At 55.4% G+C, this 17,244-nt stretch carries 16 protein-coding genes; 14 read left to right on the top strand and 2 right to left on the bottom strand.

Going from position 1 to position 17,244, the window contains the following annotated elements:
• Nucleotides 1–12 precede the first annotated feature (12 nt).
• The 14 genes from ACOT0L_RS16020 (at nucleotide 13) to ACOT0L_RS15955 (ending at nucleotide 15,866) form a co-directional block, all read left to right on the top strand.
• The gene (locus ACOT0L_RS16020; protein ID WP_340638595.1) at nucleotides 13–2,391 is read left to right on the top strand and encodes a DMSO/selenate family reductase complex A subunit; all 2,379 of its coding nucleotides are present in this window, start codon (nucleotides 13–15) and stop codon (nucleotides 2,389–2,391) included.
• Nucleotides 2,388–3,017, top strand: coding sequence for a DMSO/selenate family reductase complex B subunit (locus ACOT0L_RS16015; RefSeq protein WP_022649006.1), 630 nt, complete (start codon nucleotides 2,388–2,390; stop codon nucleotides 3,015–3,017). Before ACOT0L_RS16020 ends, ACOT0L_RS16015 begins: the two co-directional genes overlap by 4 nt.
• A complete protein-coding gene (locus ACOT0L_RS16010) occupies nucleotides 3,010–3,789 on the top strand; it encodes a dimethyl sulfoxide reductase anchor subunit family protein (protein WP_022649005.1) in 780 nt (259 codons plus the stop codon). The genes ACOT0L_RS16015 and ACOT0L_RS16010 overlap by 8 nt, the downstream gene beginning before the upstream one ends.
• A complete protein-coding gene (locus tag ACOT0L_RS16005; RefSeq protein ID WP_126503548.1) occupies nucleotides 3,789–4,664 on the top strand; it encodes a 4Fe-4S binding protein in 876 nt (291 codons plus the stop codon). The genes ACOT0L_RS16010 and ACOT0L_RS16005 overlap by 1 nt, the downstream gene beginning before the upstream one ends.
• Nucleotides 4,665–4,788: 124 nt before the next feature.
• Nucleotides 4,789–5,220, top strand: a complete 432-nt coding sequence (gene ndk, locus ACOT0L_RS16000; protein ID WP_003860625.1) for a nucleoside-diphosphate kinase — start codon at nucleotides 4,789–4,791, stop codon at nucleotides 5,218–5,220.
• A 147-nt stretch (nucleotides 5,221–5,367) separates the two neighbouring features.
• Nucleotides 5,368–6,534, top strand: a complete 1,167-nt coding sequence (locus ACOT0L_RS15995; RefSeq protein ID WP_063850004.1) for a bifunctional tRNA (adenosine(37)-C2)-methyltransferase TrmG/ribosomal RNA large subunit methyltransferase RlmN — start codon at nucleotides 5,368–5,370, stop codon at nucleotides 6,532–6,534.
• A gap of 291 nt (nucleotides 6,535–6,825) precedes the next feature.
• Nucleotides 6,826–7,836 carry a cytoskeleton protein RodZ gene (rodZ, locus tag ACOT0L_RS15990; protein WP_045621487.1) on the top strand — a complete coding sequence of 337 codons (1,011 nt, stop codon included), beginning with the start codon at nucleotides 6,826–6,828 and terminating at the stop codon, nucleotides 7,834–7,836.
• A gap of 26 nt (nucleotides 7,837–7,862) precedes the next feature.
• On the top strand, nucleotides 7,863–8,981 hold the full coding sequence (gene ispG, locus ACOT0L_RS15985) for a flavodoxin-dependent (E)-4-hydroxy-3-methylbut-2-enyl-diphosphate synthase (RefSeq protein WP_421637266.1): 1,119 nt from the start codon (nucleotides 7,863–7,865) through the stop codon (nucleotides 8,979–8,981).
• An 81-nt stretch (nucleotides 8,982–9,062) separates the two neighbouring features.
• The gene (gene hisS / locus ACOT0L_RS15980) at nucleotides 9,063–10,337 is read left to right on the top strand and encodes a histidine--tRNA ligase (protein WP_022649001.1); all 1,275 of its coding nucleotides are present in this window, start codon (nucleotides 9,063–9,065) and stop codon (nucleotides 10,335–10,337) included.
• A 13-nt stretch (nucleotides 10,338–10,350) separates the two neighbouring features.
• A complete protein-coding gene (locus tag ACOT0L_RS15975; protein ID WP_032622338.1) occupies nucleotides 10,351–10,971 on the top strand; it encodes a YfgM family protein in 621 nt (206 codons plus the stop codon).
• Nucleotides 10,972–10,981: 10 nt separating this feature from the next.
• A complete protein-coding gene (gene bamB / locus ACOT0L_RS15970) occupies nucleotides 10,982–12,160 on the top strand; it encodes an outer membrane protein assembly factor BamB (RefSeq protein WP_022648999.1) in 1,179 nt (392 codons plus the stop codon).
• Nucleotides 12,161–12,272: 112 nt separating this feature from the next.
• Nucleotides 12,273–13,745, top strand: a complete 1,473-nt coding sequence (gene der / locus ACOT0L_RS15965) for a ribosome biogenesis GTPase Der (RefSeq protein WP_022648998.1) — start codon at nucleotides 12,273–12,275, stop codon at nucleotides 13,743–13,745.
• A 299-nt stretch (nucleotides 13,746–14,044) separates the two neighbouring features.
• On the top strand, nucleotides 14,045–15,586 hold the full coding sequence (locus ACOT0L_RS15960; RefSeq protein ID WP_023306697.1) for a peptide MFS transporter: 1,542 nt from the start codon (nucleotides 14,045–14,047) through the stop codon (nucleotides 15,584–15,586).
• A 58-nt stretch (nucleotides 15,587–15,644) separates the two neighbouring features.
• Nucleotides 15,645–15,866 carry a zinc ribbon domain-containing protein gene (locus ACOT0L_RS15955; RefSeq protein WP_126503550.1) on the top strand — a complete coding sequence of 74 codons (222 nt, stop codon included), beginning with the start codon at nucleotides 15,645–15,647 and terminating at the stop codon, nucleotides 15,864–15,866.
• Here ACOT0L_RS15955 and ACOT0L_RS15950 read toward each other — a convergent pair.
• Together ACOT0L_RS15950 and ACOT0L_RS15945 are read right to left on the bottom strand one after the other, a co-directional pair.
• Nucleotides 15,863–16,213 (bottom strand): protealysin inhibitor emfourin, encoded by a 351-nt coding sequence (locus ACOT0L_RS15950; protein WP_006811517.1) that lies wholly within the window; start codon nucleotides 16,211–16,213, stop codon nucleotides 15,863–15,865. The genes ACOT0L_RS15955 and ACOT0L_RS15950 overlap by 4 nt on opposite strands.
• Nucleotides 16,214–17,233, bottom strand: a complete 1,020-nt coding sequence (locus tag ACOT0L_RS15945; RefSeq protein ID WP_023306696.1) for a M4 family metallopeptidase — start codon at nucleotides 17,231–17,233, stop codon at nucleotides 16,214–16,216.
• Nucleotides 17,234–17,244: the final 11 nt, after the last annotated feature.

The following is a 17,244-nucleotide window of genomic DNA, read 5'->3' as shown; positions in this document are numbered from 1 at the left end:
AAGGAACGAGCAATGGAAAAAAATAAACATCAGGGAGAGGGGACTATTCCCGCCATATCCCGGCGTCAGTTTATTCAGGCAGGATCGGCGCTCGCCGCTCTGCCTTTTGTCGTCAAAACCGGCAAAGTACAGGCACAGGGCGCGGCGGTTTCAGACACTACGCCTGAAGAAAAAGTGGTGCAAACCTGTAGTACGTTTGACTGCGGCGGCAAGTGTGATATTCGTGCTCACGTCAGTGAGGGCGTTGTGACCCGAATTTCTACGCGTCCGGATAACGCGTTGGATCCGCAAATGCCCGTAATGCGCGCCTGCGTGCGTGGCCGGGCTTATCGGAAATTTGTTTACCATCCCGATCGGCTGAAATACCCAATGAAACGTGTAGGGAAACGTGGCGAAGGAAAATTCGAGCGTATTACCTGGGATGAAGCCACCACCCTTATTGCGAATCAATTAAAAACTATTACGCAAAAATACGGTGCGGCTTCACGCTATGTTCATGTGGGCACCGCTGTGTCCGGCGGGACTTTTTCCGGCGATAAAATGGTTCGTCGTCTGCTCAACTTAACCGGCGGCTATCTCGAAAGCTATCACTCGGTCAGTATGGGTAACACGGCGGCAGCAACGCCGTATACCTATGGCACCGCTGCCAGCGGCAGTTCTCTGGACACGCTGCTGGACACCAAACTGGTCATCCTCTGGGGACATAACCCGACGGAAACGATCTTTGGTCACAGCAACCACTTCTACCAGAAGATGAAGCAAAACGGCACTCGCTTTATTGTTGTCGACCCTCGCTATTCCGATACGGTTTCCTCCCTGGCCGATCAGTGGATCCCGCTGCTTCCCACCACGGACAACGCCCTGATGGACGCGATGATGTATGTGATCGTCACGGAGAGCCTGCACGATCGCGACTTTCTTCAGCGCTACACCCTGGGCTTTGACGAAGACACTATGCCAGAAGGCGTTCCGGCCAATGAATCCCTGATGGCTTACCTGAGCGGCGCAAAAGATGGCGTGGCGAAAACGCCCGAGTGGGCAGAGAAAATCACCCACGTGCCTGCACAAACAATTCGGCAACTGGCGCGCGACTACGCAACCACCAAACCCGCTGCGCTGATCCAGGGCTGGGGACCGCAGCGTCATAACTGCGGCGAGCGCACCGCGCGCGGCTCGACGTTGCTGGCTACGCTCACGGGTAACGTCGGGGTGAAAGGCGGTTGGGCAGCAGGCTATGGCGGCTGCGCAAACCGGAAATTTGCCGCCGGACCAGAAATGCCGGACAACCCGGTCAAAGCCAAAATATCGGTGATGAACTGGGTGCAGGCCGCCGACGATGCCTCTCAGGTCACCGCGGACGTCGGCCTGAAGGATGCCGAAAAGCTGGACAGCAATATCCGCATCCTGTTCTCGCTGGCGGGTAATTATCTGGCTAACCAGAACCCGGATCTTCATCAGGCAACCCGTGTCCTGGAAGACGAGTCGAAAATCGAGTTTATCGTCGCAAGCGATCTGTTTATGACGCCGAGCGCCCGATACGCCGACCTTCTTTTGCCGGAAACAAGCTTTATGGAACGCTGGAATATCGGCGAAACCTGGGGCACGGCAAGCTATCTGATCCTGTCAGAAAAGCTCATTGAACCTGAATTTGAACGCCGTTCAGACTACGACTGGCTGCGGGAGGTCGCTGCTAAGCTTGGCGTCGAACCCGCGTTCAGTGAAGGGCGTGACGAAAAAGCGTGGATTGAGCACATCTGGGAGCAGACGCGTCTTTCCATGCCTGACGAAAACCTGCCGGACTTCGCGACGCTACAGAAGACGCGTCAGCACCTTTTCAAAAGCGCGCCGTTCGTCGCCTTTGAAGACAACATTCGCGATCCGCAGAATCATCCGTTTCCGACGCCGTCCGGAAAAATTGAGATCTTCTCGAAGCGTCTGTACGACATGCATCACCCGGAAATTCCGGCGCTGTCGCACTACGTGCCTGCCCATGAAGGGCCGGAAGACGCGCTGGCGAAACGCTTCCCGCTCCAGCTGATTACCTGGAAAGGAAAAAACCGCGCTAACTCCACCCAGTACGCCAACCCGTGGTTAATTGAGGCGCAGCAGCAAAAGCTGTGGATCAACCCGCAGGATGCGCAAAAACGCGGCATTGCGCAGGGAGATACCGTGCGTATTCATAACGCGCGCGGCATTTGCGAGATCCCGGCGGAGGTCACGCCGCGCATCATTCCAGGCGTTGTGGCCATGCAGGCGGGTGCCTGGTGGCAGCCGGACGAGCAGGGTATTGATAAGGGCGGCTGCGCGAACGTGCTCAGTTCCGCACGTATTACCGCGCTTGCGAAAGGGAATTCCCATCAAACCATGCTGGTGGAGGTAGCTAAAGCATGAGTCAGTTTAAACATTACGCACCGGTAAGCGACAAACAGCTGGGTTTTTATATCGACTCTTCTCGCTGCTCGGGCTGCAAAGCATGTCAGGTAGCGTGCAAAGATAAAAACAACCTTGAGGTCGGACGTCGTTTCCGTCGCGTATACGAAGTTAATGGCGGGAGCTTTATCCCGACCGGGCAGGGCGGCGTCAGCAATAACGTTTTTGCCTACACGCTCTCTATCTCCTGTAACCACTGTGCCGACCCAATCTGCACCAAAAACTGTCCGACCACCGCGATGCATAAGCGTCCGGGGGACGGTATTGTGCGCGTAGATACTGATAAGTGCGTCGGCTGCGGCTACTGCGCGTGGTCATGCCCTTACGGCGCGCCACAGCTCAACGAGCAGACCGGGCAGATGTCCAAATGTGATTTCTGCGTGGATCTACAGGCGAAGGGGGAACAGCCTGTCTGTGTGGCAACCTGTCCACTCGAAGCGATTAAATTCGGGCCGATTGATGAACTGCGGGCGAAGTATGGTGCGGTCTGTGATGTGAAAGGCTTGCCTGATTCCTCCATCACCAAACCGAACCTGGTGATCAAAGCGCATCAGGGCGCAGAGAAAGAGGGGAAACGTCATGCATGAGTTACCGCTGCTGATTTTTACGCTGTTCCTGCAAGGATCGGTTGGCGTTACGCTGTGGCTGGCCTTCGGAAGCACGCAACGCAGCGCGCTGCTGCCGGCTGCCGGAGCGTTTGTGCTGGCCAGCCTCGGTCTGCTCGCCTCCGCGTTGCACATGGGTTATCCACTTAATGCGTTCAACGCGCTGCGTCACGTATCCAGCTCCTGGCTGAGCCGTGAGATTATCTTTGCCAGTCTTTATCTTGCGGCACTTGGCCTCGCAACGCTGCTGATGTTTGTCAAAAAACCAGGCTGGAAGCCGCTGTTGGTTGTGGCAGGTCTTGTCGGGCTGGTGGATGTGTTCTGCATGGCGCAGATCTACATGCATGCATCCGTGGTGACGTGGCATCACATTAATACCCTGGTGCTGTTTATCGGTTCGGTGGGAATTATCGGTTCAGCCTGCATGGCCGTTGGGGCACGTTCCCAGACTCGCGTGCGAACGGCGATTGTCATTATCACGCTGCTGGTGATTGCACGTCTGGTGATGCAGCCCGTCTGGCTGGCAGATATTACGGCTATGGACAACACCGTTGTGACGTTCCCACACGCACCGTTACAAATGCTGGAGCAACTGCGAACCGTGCATCTGCTGAGCTGGTGCGTTTCCGTTGCGGGTATGCTGTGCTTTGCTGCGGGCGGCTTAAAAGCGGCGCGAGGCACAATGCTGTTGGGCAGCGCCTTGCTGATTGTGGGTGAGCTGATGCTGCGCTTTGTTTTCTTCAGTATTGGCTGATGGGCGGATTAACCTTTGCCCCGGCGATGGACGTGACGCATGCGTGCGTCCGTCGCCGTTTTCGCCACTCTTCCTGCTGCGCCTGCGCGGACGTCTGTCCCGTGCAGGCTTTTTCTTTTACCGACACCGGCGTCTCGGTTGATGACAGCCGCTGTATTGAATGCGGTGACTGCCTGTTTGTCTGCCCCGCTGAAGCCATCACCGGCATCACGCCGCGAAAACGTTTTCTGTGTGGCGATACGCTTGTTGGGCCTTTTACTGACCGTGCGCCAGAGGTGAATGAGCTTCTGCTGTGGCACGCGCAGCACCACGTTCGTTTTATCAGTATCGACGCGGAGCAGAATCCTGACTGGTTGCTGGCGATTGCCCGGCTGAATCTGGCGCTTCGTCGACGTGGTGAAGCAGCGTGGGCGTTTAAACATATACCCGTCAACGAGGTAAATACCGCCCGGCGTGCGCTGATGCACGTTCCCCGTGAGGATGTCCGGGTCTGTTGCGTCGTGCCCGGTCAGCGTGAGCTGCGCAGGGCGTTTTCTGCGTTTAGCGAGGCAGAGATAACTCTCGATACCGAATCCTGCGTACTCTGCGGCGCGTGCTGGCGGAGTTGTACGGAAAACGCGATTCGGTTTGAGAACGCTGAACTGGTCGTGGAAACCGGACGCTGTACGGGGTGTGGCGGCTGCGAAGCGGTATGCCAGCATGCGGCGATAAACGTGACGCAAACAGACGGGACAGCGAAAAGCGTGACCATACCGGCATATGAAGCCGTTTGTTTGACGTGCCACCGGCATTTCTGGTCATTTAGTTCTGATGAAAAGCAGTGTCCGCTCTGTTTTCACCATCAGTACGGCATGCGAAATACGAGCTGTTGCTAATCTTCGTCTCATTTTAAAAAAATGTTATGCATAACCATAGGCAATGGCGCTATTGCTCTTTATAATCCGCGCCACACCATACTCAGGTATGCAAAAACAACAGAACATTTTACAGAGGTTATCAATGGCTATTGAACGTACTTTTTCCATCATCAAACCAAACGCGGTGGCAAAAAACGTTATTGGCAGCATCTTCGCTCGCTTTGAATCAGCAGGGTTTAAGATCGTTGGCACCAAAATGCTGCACCTGACCGTTGAACAGGCTCGCGGTTTCTACGCTGAGCACGAAGGTCGCCCATTCTTTGACGGTCTGGTCGAGTTCATGACTTCTGGCCCAATCGTGGTATCCGTACTGGAAGGCGAAAACGCGGTACAGCGTCACCGCGATCTGCTGGGTGCAACCAACCCGGACAACGCGCTGGCAGGTACTCTGCGCGCTGACTACGCAGACAGCTTCACCGAGAACGGCACCCACGGTTCCGACTCTGTTGAATCTGCTGCGCGCGAAATCGCGTTCTTCTTTGCAGAAGGCGAAGTGTGCCCGCGCACTCGCTAATAATTTCGTAAATGCCGCGTGCAAACGTGGCATCCCTGCGCCAGACTTTGTACAATGCAACGCCCCGGACGAGCAGACTGCTTACCGGGGCGTTTCTTTTCAACCCACCAAGGGCCACAACGTGTAACAACGAGGCCGGAAAAAATTATGTCTGAATTAGTGAATACCACCGAAGTCGCCATTCCTGCGGTTCCCAATAAAAATGGAAAAATTAACCTGCTGGACCTGAACCGTCAGCAGATGCGCGAGTTCTTTAAAGAGATGGGCGAGAAGCCGTTTCGTGCCGATCAGGTCATGAAATGGATGTACCACTATTGCAGCGACAACTTTGATGACATGACGGACATCAACAAAGTACTGCGCAATAAGCTTAAAGAAGTGGCGGAAATCCGCGCACCGGAAGTGGTGGAAGAGCAGCGCTCTTCAGATGGCACCATCAAGTGGGCTATTGCCGTTGGCGATCAGCGCGTTGAAACCGTGTATATCCCGGAAGACGATCGCGCCACGCTGTGCGTCTCTTCTCAGGTGGGCTGTGCGCTTGAGTGCAAATTCTGCTCTACGGCGCAGCAGGGCTTTAACCGTAACCTGCGCGTATCGGAAATTATCGGCCAGGTCTGGCGTGCTGCGAAAATCGTGGGTGCAGCGAAAGTCACCGGTACACGTCCAATCACCAACGTGGTGATGATGGGGATGGGTGAACCGCTGCTCAACCTGACCAACGTCGTTCCGGCGATGGAAATCATGCTTGACGATTTCGGTTTTGGTCTGTCCAAGCGCCGCGTTACGCTCTCTACTTCCGGCGTTGTGCCTGCGCTGGACAAACTGGGTGACATGATTGACGTTGCGCTGGCCATCTCCCTTCACGCGCCAAACGACGCCATCCGTGACGAAATTGTGCCGATCAACAAAAAGTACAATATCGAAACTTTCCTGGCTGGCGTGCGCCGTTACCTGGAGAAATCCAACGCTAACCAGGGCCGCGTGACCATTGAATACGTGATGCTGGATCATGTTAACGACGGTACCGAGCATGCACATGAGCTGGCTGAACTGCTGAAAGATACGCCATGTAAGATCAACCTGATCCCATGGAACCCGTTCCCGGGCGCGCCGTATGGCCGTAGCTCGAACAGCCGTATCGATCGCTTCTCAAAAGTGCTGATGGAGTATGGTTTCACCACCATCGTACGTAAAACGCGTGGCGACGATATCGACGCAGCCTGTGGTCAGCTGGCGGGTGACGTTATTGACCGTACCAAACGTACGCTGCGTAAGCGTATGCAGGGTGAGTCAATCGCGGTTAAAACCGTTTGATTATTATGCAGACACGGCGCATTTTTTGCGCCGTGAAGCATTAATTTACTGAATAACCAGCCACAATCATCACGACTGATTAATAATTACGGTGCGTTTCATACGACTTTCGGGCAGTATGTAACGACGTAACAACAGTTTAGCGTGAAGGCCTGCCAGCGCTGTCATCTGCGGCCCGACAGTCTTATACTGTTTGTTCCAGGTTAACTGACCTAAAGTTTCGCGGTGCGGGTGGCATTGTGACTCACCGGCACCTGAACCCTTATTTTCACGTACCAGTAGTTGTAGCGAATGAATACTGAAGCCACTCACGATCAAAATGCAGCACTCTCCACTGGCGTTCGTCTTCGCAACGCCCGTGAACAACTCGGACTCAGCCAGCAAGCCGTTGCAGAACGCCTGTGCCTGAAGGTTTCCACCGTTCGCGACATTGAAGAAGATAAGGCGCCCGCCGATCTGGCTTCAACGTTTCTGCGCGGTTATATCCGTTCTTACGCCAAACTGGTTCATATTCCTGAAGACGAATTACTGCCGATGATGGAGAAGCAGGCGCCTGTGCGTGCGGCAAAAGTTGCGCCGATGCAAAGCTTCTCTTTGGGTAAACGTCGTAAAAAACGCGATGGCTGGCTGATGAGCTTTACCTGGCTGGTCCTGTTCGTGGTTGTCGGCCTGACGGGCGCATGGTGGTGGCAAAACCACAAAGCGCAACAGGAAGAGATCACCACCATGGCCGATCAGTCCTCCGCTGAGCTTAATCAGTCTGGTACTAACGGCGCGCAAAGCGTGCCGTTGAGCACCGAAGGGGCTGCGACCTCCAGCGAACCTCAGGCGGCAGCAACCAGTACGCCTGCAACCGAGCCAGCGGCGACGCCAGAAGCGACGGCGAATACCGCACCAGCCACCCAGGCCCAGGATCAGAACGCGGTCGTATCACCTTCTCAGGCCAATGTTGATACCGCCCCTGCGGCAACGGCACCGGCAGATAACACCGCGGCGTCACTGCCAACTGACCCGGCGGGTACGGCGGCACCTGCCGTTGACCCGAATGCGCTGGTGATGAATTTCACGGCTGATTGCTGGCTGGAAGTGACTGACGCGACAGGTAAAAAGCTGTTCAGCGGCCTGCAACGTAAAGATGGCACGTTAAATCTAACGGGCCAGGCACCATACAAGCTTAAAATCGGCGCACCGGCAGCGGTACAGATCCAGTATCAAGGAAAACCTGTCGATCTGAGCCGCTTTATCAGAACTAACCAGGTTGCGCGTCTTACCGTTAATGCCGAACAATCAGCAGCACAGTAACAGACGGGCAATGCGGGAGATTTTACATGCATAACCAGGCTCCTATTCAACGTAGAAAATCGAAACGGATTTACGTTGGGAACGTGCCAATCGGCGATGGGGCGCCTATCGCCGTCCAGTCGATGACCAATACGCGTACTACGGATGTAGAAGCGACGGTTAATCAAATCAAAGCATTAGAACGCGTCGGCGCGGACATTGTTCGCGTCTCAGTGCCGACCATGGACGCCGCTGAGGCGTTCAAACTGATCAAGCAGCAGGTGAGCGTTCCGCTGGTTGCCGATATTCACTTCGATTACCGTATCGCGCTGAAAGTCGCTGAATACGGTGTCGATTGTCTGCGTATTAACCCAGGCAACATCGGCAACGAAGAGCGCATTCGCATGGTGGTTGACTGCGCCCGCGACAAAAACATTCCAATCCGTATCGGCGTAAACGCTGGCTCTCTGGAAAAAGATCTCCAGGAAAAGTATGGTGAGCCGACGCCACAGGCGCTGCTCGAATCCGCCATGCGTCACGTCGATCATCTGGATCGCCTTAACTTCGATCAGTTCAAAGTGAGCGTGAAAGCGTCTGACGTCTTCCTGGCCGTTGACTCGTATCGTCTGCTGGCAAAACAGATCGATCAGCCGCTGCACCTTGGCATCACCGAGGCGGGCGGTCTGCGCAGCGGTTCGGTAAAATCGGCAATTGGTCTCGGCCTGCTGCTCTCTGAAGGCATCGGTGACACGTTACGCGTCTCCCTGGCCGCCGATCCGGTGGAAGAGATCAAAGTCGGTTTCGACATCCTGAAATCACTGCGTATCCGCGCGCGTGGGATCAACTTCATTGCCTGCCCAACCTGTTCACGTCAGGAGTTTGACGTGATCGGCACCGTCAATGCCCTGGAGCAGCGTCTGGAAGACATCATCACCCCGATGGACGTTTCCATCATCGGCTGCGTGGTGAACGGTCCGGGTGAAGCGCTGGTGTCCACGCTGGGCGTTACCGGCGGTAACAAGAAAAGTGGTCTCTATGAAGATGGCGTTCGTAAAGATCGTCTGGATAATAGTGATATGATCGACCAGCTCGAAGCCCGCATTCGCGCAAAAGCGACGATGATGGACGAAGCGCAGCGCATCAGCGTTCAGCAGGTTGAAAAATAACGTGATGGGAAGCAGGCTGCTTCCCATGTATGATTGAACCCATTCTTTGGGTTCTTTTTTGTATATAGAAAGAGAATAAACGTGGCAAAAAACATTCAAGCCATCCGCGGCATGAACGATTATCTGCCTGGCGAAACCGCCATCTGGCAGCGCATTGAAGGCACACTGAAGCAGGTGCTCGGCAGCTACGGTTACAGCGAAATTCGTTTGCCGATTGTAGAGCAGACCCCGTTATTCAAACGCGCGATCGGCGAAGTAACCGACGTGGTTGAAAAAGAGATGTATACCTTTGAGGACCGCAACGGCGACAGCCTGACCCTGCGTCCTGAGGGGACGGCGGGTTGCGTACGCGCCGGCATCGAACATGGTCTCCTGTACAATCAGGAGCAGCGCCTGTGGTATATCGGCCCGATGTTCCGCCACGAACGTCCGCAAAAAGGCCGCTACCGTCAGTTCAACCAGCTTGGCGTGGAAGTGTTTGGTCTGCAAGGACCAGATATCGATGCCGAACTGATTATGCTGACTGCCCGCTGGTGGCGTGCGCTCGGTATTTCTGAGCACGTTTCCCTGGAGCTGAACTCTATCGGTTCTCTGGAAGCGCGTGCGAACTATCGCGATGCGCTGGTGGCGTTCCTGGAACAACACAAAGAGAAGCTCGACGAAGACTGTAAACGTCGTATGTACAGCAACCCGCTGCGCGTACTCGATTCCAAAAATCCTGACGTACAGGCGCTGCTGAACGATGCGCCAGCGCTGGGTGACTACCTGGATGAGGATTCCCGCGAACACTTTGCTGGCCTGTGCAAGCTGCTTGAAGCGGCGGGCATTGCTTATACCGTTAACCAGCGTCTGGTGCGCGGTCTGGACTACTACAACCGCACCGTATTTGAGTGGGTCACCACCAGCCTCGGTTCGCAGGGCACCGTCTGTGCTGGCGGTCGTTATGACGGACTGGTCGAGCAACTGGGTGGTCGCGCAGCACCGGCTGTAGGCTTCGCGATGGGCCTTGAGCGACTTGTTTTGCTGGTTCAGGCAGTTAATCCGGAATTTAAAGCCGATCCTGTTGTCGATATATACCTGGTGGCCTCAGGTGCGGATACGCAGTCTGCGGCGATGCAGCTTGCCGAACGCGTGCGCGATGCGCTGCCGGACGTAAAGCTGATGACCAACCACGGCGGCGGCAACTTTAAAAAACAGTTTGCTCGTGCCGATAAGTGGGGCGCAAGTATTGCACTGGTGCTGGGTGAGTCCGAAGTGGCCAACGGCGAAGTGGTGGTTAAAGACCTGCGCTCTGGTGAGCAAACTACGGTAACGCAGGATGGCGTTGCGGCGCACTTGCGCACTCTATTGGGCTAAGGAGAAGGACTGCGTGGAAATGTACGAGAACGAACACGACCAGGTTGATGCGGTTAAACGCTTCTTTGCTGAAAACGGCAAGGCGCTGGTTGTAGGGGTTATTTTAGGTGTTGGTGCGCTGGTTGGCTGGCGTTACTGGAACAATCATCAGGCTGACTCTGCTCGCGGTTCATCCCTGAACTACGAAAACACCGTTAGCGCAATCCGTGCCGATCAGCCGCAAACGCTGACGGCTGCGGAGAAATTTGCCGCTGACAACAAAAACACCTACGGTGCGCTGGCTGCGCTGGAAGTGGCTCAGCAGTATGTTGATAAAAACGAACTGGATAAAGCCGCTGCGCAACTGTCTCAGGGGCTTGCTGCTGCCAGTGACGAAAATCTGAAAGCGGTGATCAATCTGCGCCTGGCACGTATTCAGGTTCAGCAGAAAAAAGCCGACGACGCGCTGAAAACGCTTGATACCATCAAAGGTGATGGCTTTGCCGCTATTGTCGCCGATCTTCGCGGTGAAGCACTGCTGAGTAAGGGTGATAAAGCGGGCGCGCGTAAAGCGTGGCAAGCTGGCGTGGATAGTAAAGCTTCACCTGCGCTGAGCGAAATGATGCAGATGAAAATAAATAATTTGTCCGTCTGAGAGGGACCCAATGCAATTGCGTAAATTACTTCTGCCAGGACTGCTTTCTGTTACGTTATTGAGTGGTTGTTCACTGTTCAGTGGCGAAGAAGACGTTGTCAAAATGTCCCCGCTGCCGACGGTTGAAAACCAGTTCACTCCGTCCACCGCCTGGGACACCTCCGTGGGTGATGGTATTGGCGATTTTTATTCCAACCTGCACCCGGCATTTGCTGACGGCGTGGTCTATGCGGCCGATCGCAAAGGCACCGTTAAAGCGCTGAACGCTGATGACGGAAAAGAAGTGTGGTCCATTAACCTGGCGGAAAAAGACGGCTGGTTCTCCCGTAAACCTGCGCTGCTTTCTGGCGGCCTGACCGTTGCCGGCGGTCACGTGTATGTGGGCAGCGAAAAAGCGCAGGTTTACGCGCTGAATGCCAGCGACGGTTCGGTTGCATGGCAGACCAGCGTTGCCGGTGAATCCTTGTCGCGTCCGGTTGTCAGCGACGGCCTGGTGTTGATCCATACCAGCAACGGCCAGTTGCAGGCGCTGAACGAAGCCGATGGTCTGGTAAAATGGACGGTTAACCTGGATATGCCAGCGCTGTCTCTGCGTGGTGAATCTGCTCCGGCGACTGCATTTGGCGCCGCCATTGTGGGTGGTGACAACGGTCGTGTCAGCGCAGTACTGATGCAGCAGGGCCAGATGATCTGGCAGCAGCGTATTTCCCAGGCGACCGGTTCAACTGAAATCGACCGTCTGAGTGACGTGGACACCACGCCGGTCATCGTTGACGGTGTGGTTTACGCGCTGGCGTATAACGGCAACCTGACGGCGCTGGACCTGCGTAGCGGCCAGATCATGTGGAAACGTGAGCTGGGTTCCGTGAACGATTTCATTGTCGACGGCAACCGTATTTATATGGTGGATCAGAACGACCGTCTGCTGGCGCTGAGCACCGAAGGTGGCGTGACGCTGTGGACGCAGAGCGATCTGCTGCACCGTCTGCTGACCGCACCGGCACTGTATAACGGCAGCCTGGTGGTGGGCGACAGCGAAGGCTATATGCACTGGATCGATCCAGAGAATGGCCGCTTCGTGGCGCAGCAGAAAGTGGACGGCTCAGGCTTCCTGACCGACCCGGTTGTGGCTGACGGCAAACTGCTGATTCAGGCAAAAGACGGCACGCTGTACGCGATCACGCGTTAATTACACGGCGGTTGTAGTATACTAAACGGCTCCTGTTCACTCAGGAGCCGTTTTGACATTTTTAAGAACGCTGCGAAAGCGACGTTATTTTGAATTTTATGAGGCTTCAAACATGGTACCTGTGGTCGCGCTTGTCGGGCGCCCTAACGTTGGAAAATCCACTCTTTTTAACCGTTTAACACGCACCCGTGATGCGCTGGTTGCGGATTTCCCGGGGCTGACGCGTGACCGTAAGTACGGTCGTGCAGAGGTGGAAGGACGCGAGTTCATCTGTATCGATACCGGGGGTATTGACGGTACGGAAGACGGCGTAGAAACCCGCATGGCAGAGCAATCTCTGCTGGCTATCGAAGAAGCGGATGTAGTGCTGTTTATGGTGGATGCTCGCGCTGGCCTGATGCCTGCGGATTCTGCTATCGCTAAACATCTGCGTTCACGCGAAAAGCCAACCTTCCTGGTGGCGAACAAAACTGACGGCATTGATGCCGATCAGGCCGTTGCGGATTTCTGGTCTTTAGGCCTTGGCGATATTTATCCAATTGCGGCCTCGCATGGCCGTGGCGTCACCAGCCTGCTGGAAACCGTTCTGCTGCCGTGGGTTGATGAAGTAAACCCGCCGGAAGAGGTGGACGAAGACGCCGAATACTGGGCACAGTTTGAAGCCGGAGAGGAAGGCGAGGAAGAGCCGGAAGATGACTTCAACCCGCAGGATCTGCCGATTAAGCTGGCTATCGTTGGTCGCCCAAACGTAGGTAAGTCTACGCTTACTAACCGTATTCTGGGCGAAGAGCGCGTGGTGGTTTACGACATGCCAGGCACAACGCGTGACAGCATTTACATTCCAATGCAGCGCGATGAACGTGAGTACGTACTTATCGACACTGCAGGGGTGCGTAAGCGCGGGAAAATCACCGATGTAGTGGAAAAATTCTCGGTGATCAAAACACTTCAGGCGATTGAAGACGCCAACGTGGTGCTGCTGGTTATTGACGCACGTGAAGGTATCTCCGATCAGGATCTCTCTCTGCTCGGCTTTATTCTTAATAGCGGGCGCTCACTGGTTATCGTCGTCAACAAGTGGGATGGCCTGAGCAATGAAGTACGCGAACAGGTGAAAGAGACGCTGGACTTCCGTCTGGGCTTTATCGACTTTGCCCGCGTTCACTTCATCTCTGCCCTGCACGGCAGCGGCGTAGGCAACCTGTTCGAATCCGTTCGTGAAGCCTATGACAGCTCTACCCGCCGCCAGAGCACGGCGATGCTGACCCGTATCATGAACATGGCAGCAGAAGATCACCAGCCGCCGCTGGTGCGTGGCCGTCGCGTGAAGCTGAAATATGCCCACGCCGGGGGGTATAACCCGCCTATCGTGGTGATCCACGGTAACCAGGTGAAAGACCTGCCGGACTCCTACAAACGCTACCTGATGAACTACTTCCGCAAGTCGCTGGACGTGATGGGTACGCCTATCCGTATTCAGTTCAAGGAAGGGGAAAACCCGTTTGCGAATAAACGTAATACCCTGACGCCGAACCAGATGCGTAAGCGTAAGCGTTTGATTAAGCACATTAAGAAAAGCAAATAATTCTTACCGAACTCACTAAAACCCGCGCCTGTCGCGGGTTTTTTTCGCTCATTCAAAAGGTCTGCCTTCCCTTTGTGATGTCAATCACTATTCGCTTTTAACCATGTTTATATCTAAGAAAGTAGACAATCGTCGAATTTTCATCTTAAAGTCCAGGGTTCGGTACTAGACAAAACTAGCGCCTGGTTATCAAATGGTTAACCAACATTTCGCCGCATGTAAAAAATCGATCGGATACGTAACCGTTCGGCGTACATGCTGGTGTTTACAAGCACGACACATACCTTTTCGGGAGAATTATGCAATCCTCTGTTAATCAAAAAGAGAGCCGAACCTTCTTCGGCCATCCTTATCCGCTCGGTTCGCTGTTCTTCACCGAGATGTGGGAGCGTTTCTCGTTTTACGGTATTCGCCCGCTATTGATCCTGTTTATGGCCGCCACCGTGTACGACGGGGGGATGGGCCTGGCGCGTGAAAACGCCTCGGCGATTGTCGGCATCTTCGCGGGCACCATGTACCTCGCCGCACTGCCGGGCGGCTGGCTGGCGGATAACTGGCTCGGCCAGCAGCGGGCCGTCTGGTACGGTTCGATTTTGATTGCGCTTGGGCACCTGTCGATTGCCCTGTCGGCCATTATGGGCGACAACCTGTTCTTCATCGGCCTGATGTTCATCGTGCTCGGCTCCGGCCTGTTCAAGACCTGTATCTCGGTCATGGTCGGTACCCTCTACAAAAAGGGCGATGCGCGTCGTGACGGCGGTTTCTCGCTGTTCTATATGGGCATCAACATGGGCTCGTTCATTGCTCCTCTGATTTCCGGCTGGCTGATTAAAACCCACGGCTGGCACTGGGGCTTTGGTATCGGCGGTATCGGGATGCTGGTCGCCCTGATTATCTTCCGCGTGTTTGCCGTTCCGGCCATGAAGCGCTACGACAGCGAAGTCGGTCTGGACTCCACCTGGAACAGTCCAGTAGTGAAACGTAACGGCGTGGGTGCCTGGCTGCTGGCGCTGGCTGTGGGTGTTGCAATCATCGTCACGTTGATTGCCCAGGGCGTGATTGTGATTAATCCGGTCGCGGTGGCCAGCGTGCTGGTATATGTGATTGCCGCCTCCGTCGCGCTCTACTTCATCTACCTGTTCATCTTCGCCGGGCTGAATCGCAAAGAGCGCGCAAGGCTGCTGGTATGCTTTATTCTGCTGGTCTCCGCCGCGTTCTTCTGGTCCGCGTTCGAGCAGAAGCCAACCTCTTTCAACCTGTTCGCCAACGACTACACTAACCGCATGATCGGTGATTTTGAGATCCCGGCGGTGTGGTTCCAGTCGATTAATGCCCTGTTCATCATTCTGCTGGCACCGGTATTTAGCTGGGCATGGCCGAAGCTGGCGAGCAATAATATTCGCCCGAGCAGTATCACCAAGTTCGTGATCGGTATTTTGTGCGCGGCGGCGGGCTTCGGCCTGATGATGCTGGCGGCACAGAACGTGCTGAGCAACGGTGGAGCAGGGGTTTCTCCGTTCTGGCTGGTGGGCAGTATCCTGATGCTGACGCTCGGGGAACTGTGCCTGAGTCCTATTGGTCTGGCAACCATGACCCTGCTGGCGCCGGAAAGAATGCGCGGTCAGATGATGGGCCTGTGGTTCTGCGCCAGTGCGCTGGGTAACCTGGCTGCGGGCCTGATTGGTGGTCACGTGAAGGCCGACCAGCTGGATATGCTGCCGGACCTCTTTGCCCGTTGCTCCATCGCGCTGTTGATTTGTGCTGCGGTGCTGATCGTCCTCATTGTTCCGGTGCGTCGCATGCTGGAAAATGTGCAGACAAAACCGGCTACCGAAGCCTGATACTATTCAGCCTGCCGGGGCAGTTATCCAGCCCCGGCCCACCTCAACAGGAGAGAGCATGTCGATAATCTGTCCGGATTGCCACGCAGCGCTCGAGCCGCAAAACGGTATCGCGCACTGCGACAGCTGCAATAACGATATTCCCCTCGAAGCGCGCTGCCCTGACTGCCATCAACCGCTTCAGGTACTCAAGGCCTGCGGTGCGGTGGATTACTTTTGCCAGAACGGCCACGGGCTTATCTCAAAAAAACGCGTTGAGTTCGTCAGAGCTGAGGCTTAATCGCACACGCAGCCTTCACCTTTCTGCCACAGTTCCACCAGCGACTCGGGTGCTTCCTGCTCGGGTACCAGCACGATGATATCGGCGTAGTGCGCCTGATTTTGGCCGGTCCAGATAATCTGGATGCGGAAATAGCGCTGGTCACCGCTGCCGGGGGAAGAGGCTTGCCCGGGCGGCTGGCCGCGCGGGAAAGCCTGCTCCAGAATGCTCACCAGGCGCTGGCGCTGGGCCTCATTAAGCGAGGAGAGCGCAATGGTGCGCTGGCCGCTCAGCTTAGGGATAAAAGCGACGCCGCCTTCCCGGGCCAGCTCAACCACGGCGTCATCCGTCAGTTCCGGAACCTGCATTTAAAGCACTCCTACCTGTTCCCAGGCTTGTTTTATAGCCGCCCCAACGTCGCTACCGGAGCGTTTCTCGCCGTGCGCTATCGTCAGTTTTGCAAAGGCATCAAAATCCGCATCCTGTGCCAGGTTGCGATCGCAAACCGTGTCGTACCAGGCATAACCCGCTTTTTCCCAGGCGTAGCCACCGATCGCCGTTGCGGCCAGGTAAAACGCGCGGTTGGGGATACCGGAGTTAAGGTGTACGCCGCCGTTATCCTCGCGCGTTTTGATGAAATCTTTCATATGCCCGGGCTGCGGATCTTTACCGAGCAGCGGATCGTTATAGGCCGTGCCGGGTTCAGACATGGAGCGAAGCCCTTTCCCGTTGATGCCCTCCGCCAGCAGCCCTTCACCAATCAGCCAGTCTGCTTTATCGGCGGTTTGCTTAAGATGGTATTGCTTCACCAGCGAACCGAACACGTCGGATAACGACTCGTTCAGCGCGCCCGATTGTTCAAAGTAGATGAGTCCGGCTTCGGTCTCCGTCACGCCGTGGCTAAGCTCATGCGCTACCACGTCGATGGCAATGGTAAAGCGGTTGAAGATTTCCCCGTCGCCATCGCCAAAGACCATCTGCTGGCCGTTCCAGAAGGCGTTTTGATACTCACGGCCATAGTGCACGGTGCCGGTGAGGATCAGCCCTTTGTTATCGAGCGAATCGCGCTGATATTCCTTCCAGAAGAAATCATGGGTAATACCCAGATAATCGTACGCTTCATCCACCGCCACATCTCCGTTGGAGGGCTGGCCTTCATAGCGTACCTGGGTACCCGGCAGCTCCTGGGTCTGTTTCGCATCGTAGATGTCACGCTCAAGCTGACCGGCTTTATTCACATGCGGCGCGGCGGGTTTGCCCGGCATATGGGCCATCAGCGTCTGGACGTGGGTTAAGGTCTGACGGGCGCAGCGCTGCTGCGGCTCAGAACCGCTTTCGATAATACGGCGAAGAATATACGGAGGGATGACGCTATGTAGATGGGGCATGCTGCTCTCCT

This window comes from Enterobacter cloacae complex sp. XAL002 (genome assembly GCF_049236805.1).
Classification (GTDB): domain Bacteria; phylum Pseudomonadota; class Gammaproteobacteria; order Enterobacterales; family Enterobacteriaceae; genus Enterobacter; species Enterobacter intestinihominis.
Note: the sequence above shows the minus strand (reverse complement) of the source record. Positions and strands in the feature narration are given on the sequence as shown.

Excerpts from the sequence above, each read along its gene's own strand:
- ACOT0L_RS16020 (WP_340638595.1), top strand. The coding sequence starts at position 13 with ATGGAAAAAAATAAACATCAGGGAGAGGGGACTATTCCCGCCATATCC.
- ACOT0L_RS16015 (WP_022649006.1), top strand. The coding sequence starts at position 2,388 with ATGAGTCAGTTTAAACATTACGCACCGGTAAGCGACAAACAGCTGGGT.
- ACOT0L_RS16010 (WP_022649005.1), top strand. The coding sequence starts at position 3,010 with ATGCATGAGTTACCGCTGCTGATTTTTACGCTGTTCCTGCAAGGATCG.
- ACOT0L_RS16005 (WP_126503548.1), top strand. The coding sequence starts at position 3,789 with ATGGGCGGATTAACCTTTGCCCCGGCGATGGACGTGACGCATGCGTGC.
- ndk (WP_003860625.1), top strand. The coding sequence starts at position 4,789 with ATGGCTATTGAACGTACTTTTTCCATCATCAAACCAAACGCGGTGGCA.
- ACOT0L_RS15995 (WP_063850004.1), top strand. The coding sequence starts at position 5,368 with ATGTCTGAATTAGTGAATACCACCGAAGTCGCCATTCCTGCGGTTCCC.
- rodZ (WP_045621487.1), top strand. The coding sequence starts at position 6,826 with ATGAATACTGAAGCCACTCACGATCAAAATGCAGCACTCTCCACTGGC.
- ispG (WP_421637266.1), top strand. The coding sequence starts at position 7,863 with ATGCATAACCAGGCTCCTATTCAACGTAGAAAATCGAAACGGATTTAC.
- bamB (WP_022648999.1), top strand. The coding sequence starts at position 10,982 with ATGCAATTGCGTAAATTACTTCTGCCAGGACTGCTTTCTGTTACGTTA.
- der (WP_022648998.1), top strand. The coding sequence starts at position 12,273 with ATGGTACCTGTGGTCGCGCTTGTCGGGCGCCCTAACGTTGGAAAATCC.
- ACOT0L_RS15960 (WP_023306697.1), top strand. The coding sequence starts at position 14,045 with ATGCAATCCTCTGTTAATCAAAAAGAGAGCCGAACCTTCTTCGGCCAT.
- ACOT0L_RS15955 (WP_126503550.1), top strand. The coding sequence starts at position 15,645 with ATGTCGATAATCTGTCCGGATTGCCACGCAGCGCTCGAGCCGCAAAAC.
- ACOT0L_RS15950 (WP_006811517.1), bottom strand. The coding sequence starts at position 16,213 with ATGCAGGTTCCGGAACTGACGGATGACGCCGTGGTTGAGCTGGCCCGG.
- ACOT0L_RS15945 (WP_023306696.1), bottom strand. The coding sequence starts at position 17,233 with ATGCCCCATCTACATAGCGTCATCCCTCCGTATATTCTTCGCCGTATT.